The 9696-nt window shown below is 54.8% G+C and carries 5 protein-coding genes; 1 reads left to right on the plus strand and 4 read right to left on the minus strand.

Annotation, left to right across the window (positions count from 1 at the left end):
• The first annotated feature begins 344 nt into the window (after positions 1–344).
• Positions 345–761: a cytidine deaminase gene (locus tag ABD971_RS00595; protein ID WP_339946865.1), complete on the plus strand. Its 417-nt coding sequence runs from the start codon at positions 345–347 to the stop codon at positions 759–761.
• Between the two features lie 1603 nt (positions 762–2364).
• Here the strand turns inward: ABD971_RS00595 and ABD971_RS00600 are convergent.
• The 4 genes from ABD971_RS00600 to ABD971_RS00615 all read right to left on the minus strand — a co-directional run bounded on the left by ABD971_RS00600 (position 2365) and on the right by ABD971_RS00615 (position 9362).
• Positions 2365–4626, minus strand: coding sequence for a site-2 protease family protein (locus tag ABD971_RS00600; protein WP_345318435.1), 2262 nt, complete (start codon positions 4624–4626; stop codon positions 2365–2367).
• A gap of 274 nt (positions 4627–4900) precedes the next feature.
• Positions 4901–6292: an efflux RND transporter periplasmic adaptor subunit gene (locus ABD971_RS00605; protein WP_345318437.1), complete on the minus strand. Its 1392-nt coding sequence runs from the start codon at positions 6290–6292 to the stop codon at positions 4901–4903.
• Positions 6289–7281, minus strand: a complete 993-nt coding sequence (locus ABD971_RS00610; RefSeq protein WP_345318439.1) for an efflux RND transporter periplasmic adaptor subunit — start codon at positions 7279–7281, stop codon at positions 6289–6291. The genes ABD971_RS00605 and ABD971_RS00610 overlap by 4 nt, the downstream gene beginning before the upstream one ends.
• Before the next feature lie 2 nt (positions 7282–7283).
• Complete coding sequence (locus tag ABD971_RS00615) at positions 7284–9362, minus strand: TolC family protein (RefSeq protein ID WP_345318440.1); 2079 nt, start codon at positions 9360–9362, stop codon at positions 7284–7286.
• Positions 9363–9696: the final 334 nt, after the last annotated feature.

The following is a 9696-nucleotide window of genomic DNA, read 5'->3' on the forward strand; positions in this document are numbered from 1 at the left end:
GATTTGAATTGGCAGAAGCCACTCGATGGATCGACATCATGTTTACCGCCGACCGATAGCGTCCTCCTACGGCGTACGCGTTTTTGGAGCGAGGCGGTAACGCGGCATGTTGGGAAGGGCAGAGAACCTTTTCCTGATTCGGGTGAACAAGAAGCGATGCGAATAGAGTGCTTTGCTTGCTTTACACCCTATAACCGTCTAAAACAGTGGCAGAGTCCGAGGGTTCCAACTTGACCTTAAAGTCAAGAAAAAAGCGACACGATTCTCATCTTCTCCTTGGTCACTCGACCGACATTGCTGCTTTTCACGATTAGACACTCTTCACGATTAAACCGAGCACACCGATGGTGGATCTAAAGACCAAAGAGATTGACCGATTGATTTTGTCCGCGACCACCGCGCGTGATCAGGCGTATGCTCCCCACAGTCACTTTTACGTCGGTGCGGCATTGTTGATGAACGATGGCACCGTTGTGATCGGATGCAATGTCGAGAACGCGAGCTATTCGATGTGCTTGTGTGCCGAACGCGTCGCCGCATCCGCAGCGATCGCAGCGGGTTATCGCGAGTGGCGTGCGATTGCCATCGCCAGCGTCGGCGGCGTGGCTCCGTGTGGTGCTTGCCGCCAATTTTTGGCCGAGTTCGGATTAAATCTGCCAGTCATCACGACCGATGTGATCGATGGCAGTTATAAGGTCCGAAACCTCAAACATCTGTTCCCCGAAGCGTTTGATGGATCGAGTTTGCCGCATCACGCTTGAGGAACCGTTCGGAAATAACTTCGTCATTTCAAGATGTAACCCGAATGACATGAACTTTAGATGTAGTGGACGAGGCTACGAGTCCCAGCGACTTAGTGGCACGACGGGACTCGTAGCCTCGTCCACTACAGAGAAAACACTTCCCGCGTGATTTGTAACAAAACTGGAATCACAAAGCGATTTACGAACAGTACCTTACGTAGCGGTACGGCGCGAGCCGTCCGGTTGCAGCGAGTAAAACGGTCGATTCAATCCGCCTGCTCGCGACGAGGCCCGGCAGTCTTCCTGCCGCTCACCATCTCTTCCCGCAGCCAACGTTCGATTAGGTATAGACAGAAAGATTGGTGCGATAGAAAAAATTCTCTGATCACCACGAGAGCTTTTTCATTTTCCTGTCATCTCATTTACCTGTAACTCCCGACCGCGCAATCCTCACGCCCGCTCGCGGACAGCCGAAGAAGATTAAGGAACCGTTCGGAAATAACTTCGTCATTTCCAAGATGTAACCCGAATGACATGAACTTTAGATGTAGTGGACGAGGCTACGAGTCCCAGCGACTGAGTGGCACGACGGGACTCGTAGCCTCGTCCACTACAGAGAAAACACTTCCCGCGTGATTTGTAACGAAACGGGAATCACGAAGCTATTTCCGAACAGTACCATAGGTAGCGGTACGGCGCGAGCCGTCCGGTTGCAGCGAGTAAAACGGTCGATTCAAACCGCCCGCTCGCGACGAGGCCCGGCCGTCTTCCTGCCGCTCACCATCTCTTCCTGCAGCCAACGTTCGATAAGACAACGACAGAAAAATTGGTGCGACAGAAAAATTCTCTGATCGCCACGATAGCGTTTTCATTTTCCTGTCATCTCATTTTCCTGTAAATCTCGACCGCGCAATCCGCTCGCCCGCTCGCGGACAGCCGAAGAAGATTAAGGAACCGTTCGGAAATAACTTCGTCATTTCAAGATGTTACCCGAATGACATGAACTGTGGATGTAGTGGACGAGGCTACGAGTCCCAGCGACTTAATGGCACGACGGGACTCGTAGCCTCGTCCACTACAGAGAAAACACTTCCCGCGTGATTGGTAACAAAACGGGAATCCCGAAGCTATTTCCGAACAGTACCTTAGGTAGCGGTACAGCGCGAGCCGTCCGGTTGCAGCGAGTAAAGCGGTCGATTCAAACCGCCCGTTTGCGATGAGGCCCGGCAGTCTTCCTGCCGCTCACCATCTCTTCCCGCAGCCAACGTTCGATAAGACAACGACAGAAAAATTGGTGCGACAGAAAAATTCTCTGATCACCACGAGAGCTTTTTCATTTTCCTGTCATCTCATTTTCCTGTAAATCCCGACCGCGCAATCCTCTCGCCCGCTCGCGGACAGCCGAAGAAGATCAAGGAACCGTTCGGAAATAACTTCGTCATTTCCAAGATGTTACCCGAATGACATGAACTTTGGATGTAGTGGACGAGGCTACGAGTCCCAGCGACTGAGTGGCACTACAGGGACTCGTCGCCTCGTCCACTACAGAGAAAACACTTCCCGCGTGATTCTTAACAAAACTGGAATCACGAAGCGATTTCCGAACTGTACCTAACGGTGGCTATTGCGAACGTCCGAGGCGGCGGAAATCGGTTGCGATCGCGTCGTAGACACGGGCCAGTACGGGACGATTGTCTCGAATCGTCATGCTGCCCAGCTGGCCCGATCGAACCTCCGCACTCGTGATCGGATCCAACTTGGTGATGCTTTCCAAATAAGGTTGGGTCAATCGCATCTCGCCCGACCCATCCATCGCCGGTTCGACCGCCAAGGGACCACCGACACTGCCCGCCAACGCCGGGTGCATCAGCGTACGGTAGGCGCGGGGACGCAGCGATGCAGGTTTGGCCTTGATCGTCAAACCGCCTCGCAAACGCACTTGCGACAACGATTCGCTGCGGCTTGCCAATTGGTACGCATCGACGTCTTGTTCAGGGACGACGGCGAGAAGTTCTTTTTCTTGAGGATCCGAAACACGCAACAACTCTTGTCCTGCGGAAACAAAACGTCCGGGCAACGACTCAACATGATTGCCAACGATGTAACCCGAGCGGTTTGCGATCACGGTCAGCTGAGCAATCTGTTCGTCCATTTCGGCAATTTGGCGTCGCAATGCGTTGGCATTTTCCAGGTACGCAGCGGCCTTGGACAATTCACCTTGCCGCCGAAATTGGATCACTTGCAGCTCGGCGATTTCAAGGTCGTCGGCCTTCTTTTCGCGGCGGATCCTCAATTCGGGATCCTTCAACCGCATCAACAACACGCCCTGTTCGACGTGTTGGCCGCGGTGCACAAATAACGACTCGACAAAGGCGTCACTTGGCGATCGAGCGATCTGTTCGTCCTGGAATCGAACCACCACCGGAACTCGTCGGTCAAACGGCGAAGAGACCGTACCAAGTTGCTGAAACAGAGCGATCAGTAAACTGGCGTAAAACAACATTCGCCGACGATAGAAATTCAGCCCAAATCGTTCGCCCGGTTCCAGCATCCAAATCTTCCACACCCAACGAGCTGAAGGGATCAAAAACCACATCAACACGCCTGCGACGGCGAGCAAGATCCCCAGACCGCGTGCCCACATCGCGACCCCCAACACAAGTCCGCCCATCCAGAAGACTTGGAAAATGACACTACATGCCGCGTGGATCGAAGCAAACCAGACTCGCCATCCCGACAACAATTGACGTGTCTGAGGGATACCAAACAACAGCCACTGCAGCGCTGTGCCCAGTTGCCGACGCCCATGCATCCGAAGATTGGGGATTTCGGTCAGATCCGACAGCACATAGTAACCGTCAAGTCGCAGCAGCGGATTGGCATTGACCAATAGCGTCGCGGGGCCGGAGATCAAAAAAAATTGTGCGGTGATATGTTTTGCGTAGCCTTCGGGTAGAAACCACCATGCCCACGCCGCAACCGCGGCGACCGCCAGTTCGAAGTAGACTCCGCCCAATGCGATTTGAACTCGATAAAATCGGCGACGCAGCTTCCATGCGTCCGTGACATCGACATACGCCAGCGGTGCGAGCAGAAAGAACATGATGCCAACCTGCCCCACACGCACGCCGTGATGTTTTGCCGCGACCGCATGCCCCGCTTCGTGAATCAGTTTTGCGACAACCCAAATCAAAAACAGCACGGGCCACAGCCCCGGATCAAACATCCGCCGCAATTCAGCAGCAAATGCATCGGAGTGTCCATAGACCACACAGAGACCGCTGAAGACAAGCAACATCCAAACCGAAATCCCAATCGGTTCGAATGCGAATCCGAGAAACCGGGTCAACCAAGTCGCGATACGATCCCCGCGAAAGAGTGGAAAGCGTTGGCTGATCAACAGCGGCAAGAATCGCAGCAGCGTTGCCAACGATCCTGGTGGCGTGGGTTCAGGCGAGGGGCCGGTTGCGGCTGCGAGAGGATCGTTGGCCGCCGGCGGGTTCGTCGCCCGTTCGGTATCTTCACTGGCCGCATTATCACAGGCGGCTGCTGACGCAGCGAGCGGTGTGTCGGTCGCGGCAGCCGATCCTTGCTTGATCACCGCAACATTTGCTTTGACCAATTGTGCGATAAATTTTGCCAGATCTTCGGTCGACCACTCGATTCCTTCACTGCGCAGCGCTTCGAACAATTCGGGAACCCCGCGGACGCCGTCCAACAACGATGCGACGCGATACTCTTCGGGTCCCAGCTGAAAAAATTTCCCAGTGGCTTCATGGTGCGACACATAGGTCGTACGTCCACCGATCTCGCGAGCGACAAAGGTGACTTCGGGATCAAGGATCACGGTGGGCATTGAAGGTGAGTTGGCGTCGCTGCTCATGTTTTCGCTAAAAATGGGAGAGAGGCTTCCTGACGGACATTTGCGTTTTTTGGGGTAGCGAAACGCGTGAACGGCTTGTTGAATTAATCCAATTGCAAATCGAAATGGTGAGCCGTGGGCCGTGAGGCACCGGGTAACGCGTGGGACCCGGCCGCTGCCGCATCGCGGCTCACTAAATCAACAAGTCGCGAAGCGTTTCGGGCATCAACATTCCACGACGAAAGTCGCTGAGACTTTCGCTGCGGCAGTCACGGCACCATGTTGCCGGACGCGTCTAATACCCGACCCACCACAACACTCTTTCAACCCCAGTTCGCACCCAAGACCAGATCCAGGGGCGAAGGGGGCCATAGGTGGTTGCGTCACCTTGCATCCCCGGTCGCAATTTGCCGTTTTCATTTTCGACTTCGATGCGGCCAATAAAAACATTTTTGTCGTCACGAATCTCGGAGGACGGATACAAATCGTCCAGTTCTTGATGGATCGAGCGGCCTCCGATCGAACCAAACCGAATCCGCGCTGGCGAATGAGCACTCACAAAATCGATTTCATGCGCAGGAATCTCCACTTCGATCGCCATCCGATCCATCGGAGAAATCTCGAACATCGTCTGTCCCAATTCCAGGGGTGACCCGACATATTGGCTCAGATCGCCACTGATGATCACTCCGTCAATCGGGCTGACCACTTCAAGTCGTTGCAAGCGATCCGAGAGCAGTTCGTAAGTGCGGTTGAGCTGGCGTTCACGCAGACGTGCTTGTTGGGCATCGGCGATCCGGCCGGTCGCCAACGCCGTGTCATGTTCTTTGGACGCTTGTTGCATTTCCGCGGCAATCGATTCGCGTTCAAGCCGCAGCGGACGTCCGTCCAGAGTGACCAGCAACTGTCCCGCCTTGACCGTTTCGCCCGGTTTGACATGGTTCGCCAACAAGGTCGCTTCGAACGGCGTCGCAACCAATCGCTGCTGAATCGGTTGCACGGTCGCGGTACAGGCGACGCGGTAGTGGACGGGCCAAAACGCCAATAGCATCAACACGAGCGAGAGTGCACCGACGATCGTTAACGTGCGCCGAGTCAGATTTTGTATTGCTTTGGGAGCTGCATATTTGGGACGACTCCAAAACACGTTTGACAATGTTCGAATAATCGTTCGCAACCATTCGCCAAAGACCGACTTGTCGGCGACCGGATAGATCCACAGCAAGCAGCGCTCGTCTGAATCACTTTGTGGCATGCACAACACCATCGCTTGGTCGTGGACCAGGACCCCACATTGGACGTCGACCAACTCGGACCACTGTTTTGCAGCAGCGATACGGGGCCCGCTCTCGGGTCCGAGCCATCCGAGTCGTTGATCGTACAAACGTTTGAGCTGAGCGTTACCGAGTCCGCAACGGACGGTGGCGTCAGGAAAGCGACGCGAAATCTCTTGAGTCATAATCCGCATCGCATCAACGCGGGTACCGGCCGAAGCGATCGCGCCAATGATCTCGAACAATTTCCCGAGTTGTTCTGGCGGACTCTGGTTGGATGTCGTGCTTGAACCCGCTGTTTTTTCGCGCGACGGCTCGGTTGCAGCAGGACGCGGTTTGACCTTATTTCCAGTCAACGAGACGTGCAGCATCGCATCGGTTTTAAACGCTTCGGCTTGCGGTACAATGCTCACCTTGTTACTCCCTCGGGCGACTGCAATTTATTTTTTAGCGGCCGTTGGGAAACCGCTTGTTTGGCACTCGCCGGATCACGTTGTGAAGTTCCCAAGATGCTGAGGGTGCAGCGATCGCCCGCGCGTAGATGATGCGCTGCATTGTCGAGCTCGACTCGGACCTGTACGGTTCCACTTTCGCCGTCGATGTCCGGTGCAATTGAACTGACTTTTGTATCAATCGTCTTGCCGTTGCTTCGCAAAAAGACGCGAGCCGGTGTTCCCACGCTCAGTCGTGCAATCTCTTCGGCGGGAACATTAAAGACGCCAATCAATCGATCCATCACAAGCAGTCGAGCGATCACGGGTTCACTCGGTGAGACGTACTCACCCGGTTCGCGAAATAACTCGGCGATCACTCCGCCAACCGGAGCGACGATTTTGCGTCGCTCTAATTGCAATTGATACCGTTCTAGTTCCAAGCGACGAAGATGAGTCTGTTCTTGGGCGGCCAACAATCTCGCTTCGGCAATTTCCAAATCGGCTTCGGTACGACGCAGTTCGTCGGGTCGAGCCATATTCTTGACCGCCAATTCGCGGACCATGCCAACACGTTTTCGTTGCAATTCCGCTTCGACTCGCGCCGCGTCCTGGTTGCCTCGCATGTTGGCCTGCATTTCCGCCAATTTGACGGCCGACACCTGAACATCGTCATCAAGGCGTCCAATGACTTGGCCCGCCTCGATCGAATCGCCAATCTCGACTTCCATCGACAACAATAATCCGACCTCTGACGCCGCCACCATGATGTCATGCTGAGGCTCGGTGAATCCGTCGTAGACCAAGGTCTGCGGCTGTGAATAAGCGGGCGTTTGCGAATACGATTGCGGCCAATCGGCAACAAAGATCACACCGATGTTACACACCAAGGCTGCCGAAACAACGATCGACTTCGTACGGTGCCGGAACATTGACATCACTCCCCGTTCGTCTTTGCGTGTTCGTATCATGATTAGGGTCCCCTATTGTCAATGGTTTCGATCAACCCCGAGTCTCTGGAACCAAGCCCCAGTCGTGTTGGTCGCGGCGTCGCAGGCGACGTGACACGAATTTCGACCGCGGGTGACAGAGGAGGCGGCGTTGCGGTTGTCGGCTTTGCCCAAGGCAGGAACCTTTCTTTGGATGCATCATCGAGTGCGTTTTTGGGCGCGACGCTATCAGCCGTAACATCGGGCGAAGAAATGAGCATGCTGGCGGCGGCATTGTTGGATCGATTCTGGAACGATCCAAATTCGCCGCGTGGGATCGACGCGGCGGTGTCGTTGTTCGAACCGCGGACAATATCGATATCGGTGCGTCCGGGGACACGCAACGTTTCGATATTCTCGTGGATCAACAGATTGCCCATCGCACGCTCGAGCTCGATCAACGAGACCAAATAATTGACTTGAGTCGAGACCCATTCGCGTTCGGCATCCGAGCGACGTTGTTGTGCATCGAGCAGATTTTCAAGCACGACGCCAACACGTGTGCCATCGCCACCGAGCATCCGATAGCGTTCTGTCAACACTGTTTCTTCGTCTGTGGTGGCCATCAGAGTTTGGCGTTTACTTTGATGTTGGGCGATCGAGGTATCGACATCGATCAGCGCGGTTTCGATCTCCGCTCGCGTGACTTGCATCGTTTCACGCAGTTCTTCTGATTTCTGGCGATACCAGTGAATGGCTTCGCGATGGCGGGCGCGGGCGTAACGATTGCCTTGAGGCATTTCGTACTGCAGTGCCGCACTGAGTCCTGGCCCCCCTTCGGTGAATTGATTTCCAAAGGAATGGAAGACATCGTTGTGTCCATTCAGAGCGGCCAAGTAGGCATCAAATACAGCGTTCAGTTCGGGCAGCAATTGGTTCCGAGTGATCCGCATCGAAAGAGCAGCAGATTCCAACTCTTTCGCCGCCGCTCGGACTTCGGGTCGGTTCTCGAGTCCTTGGATGACGGCATCGCGAAGCGTCCACTGCAGCGAAGCCGCCAACGGTGGATCCAAAGGAATCATCTCTAACGCGTTTTCTGCTGAGACCAGTTCAGGTCGACCGATCAACATCGCCAAGCGGGCTTGTTGACGCCGCACATTGGCTTCGGCAGCAATGATTTGATCCATCCGCCGCGCCAAACGGCCGCGGACTTTGGCCAATTCGATTCGGCTGGAATCAAAATCGGCGCGTCCGACGATGATGCGTTCGATCTCTTGACCTCGCTCTAGCAGCTTTTGTTGCTGCAAGAAATGACAACGCGCTTCATAGAGCTGCCAATAGGCGGTCATCACGTCGGCGATCCGTTTTTCGACCTGCCGCCGCATCTCTTGCCACGAAACACCCGCATCGATTTGGGCCTGAGTCAACAACCGCTCGGTATAGACTTGCCCGCCGCGGGCCAATAGCGGACGCGTCAGACTTAGACTCAACCGCGAATTGCCTTGATGTTTCGGGTCAAAGAACAAACTATTGCTGTTCAACGTGCCCAATTCTTGGGATAGATCCCACGTCGAGCCGCCACGAGTTGTGCGGGCGACTCCCGCAGAAACCCCAAACGTATCTTGCTGCAGACGGCTGGGTCCCCCCGTGGTCAAGGTGTTGCCAACCGGGTCGTTCGTCATCCCGGCATTGGATTCCAACAAAATCTTGGAATCAAATGCGGCATCCTGCTGAGTGACCTTTTCCAGCGCCACGCTGGTTCGACTCGAAACACTCTTGATTCGCGGACTGTGCGTCAACGTATCAAGCAAGACCGTGTTCAGATCAAACGAAACCCAATGAGGTTGCGGCATGATGGGCCCCGCGATCGAGGCGTTCCACCACTGAAAGTCGTAGGGGTCATTGGGTGCGGTCGACGCCGCCGCACTTGACGAAGAACCGCCGGAAGCTGCACTGCTGGACACTGCACTGCTGGACACTGCACTGCCGGACACGTTAGTACTCGAAGGCATGTTTTCGTGGGGCTGCTCGGCCTTGGCAATGGACGCAACGGCAGCAAACGTTGCCAAAGCAACGGCTGCTAGCACTGGGCCCAGCGACAAGAAAAAGCGACAGCGAAACATGTTTCGGTTAGATGCCTACAGAGGGGGACGGGGAGCAACAAGGTACCGGCGTACAGATGCCGTATGCGTTGTATCGGACACTTCGAGGGGCAGGTCGTGATGACTATCCCGAAAAATGCGTCGTCTTCATCGTTGCAATCGGGTAATCGGTGCGGCAGGAATAGTCGACGCAATCGTCAAGGTCCCCCCAAACCCAATAGGCCGTCTATCTTGATGAGATTCTTGGTGAAATACGAAGGCGCGTAACAGTTTGCGAACGCATGCTTTTATTGGGAATCTGCGGGTTTCCGCACCTTGTGGATACAAAACGCCGCCAAATTCGCATGTGCCCATC

Origin of the sequence: Novipirellula rosea (assembly GCF_039541335.1) — a bacterium.
In the GTDB taxonomy this organism is placed as follows: domain Bacteria; phylum Planctomycetota; class Planctomycetia; order Pirellulales; family Pirellulaceae; genus Novipirellula; species Novipirellula rosea.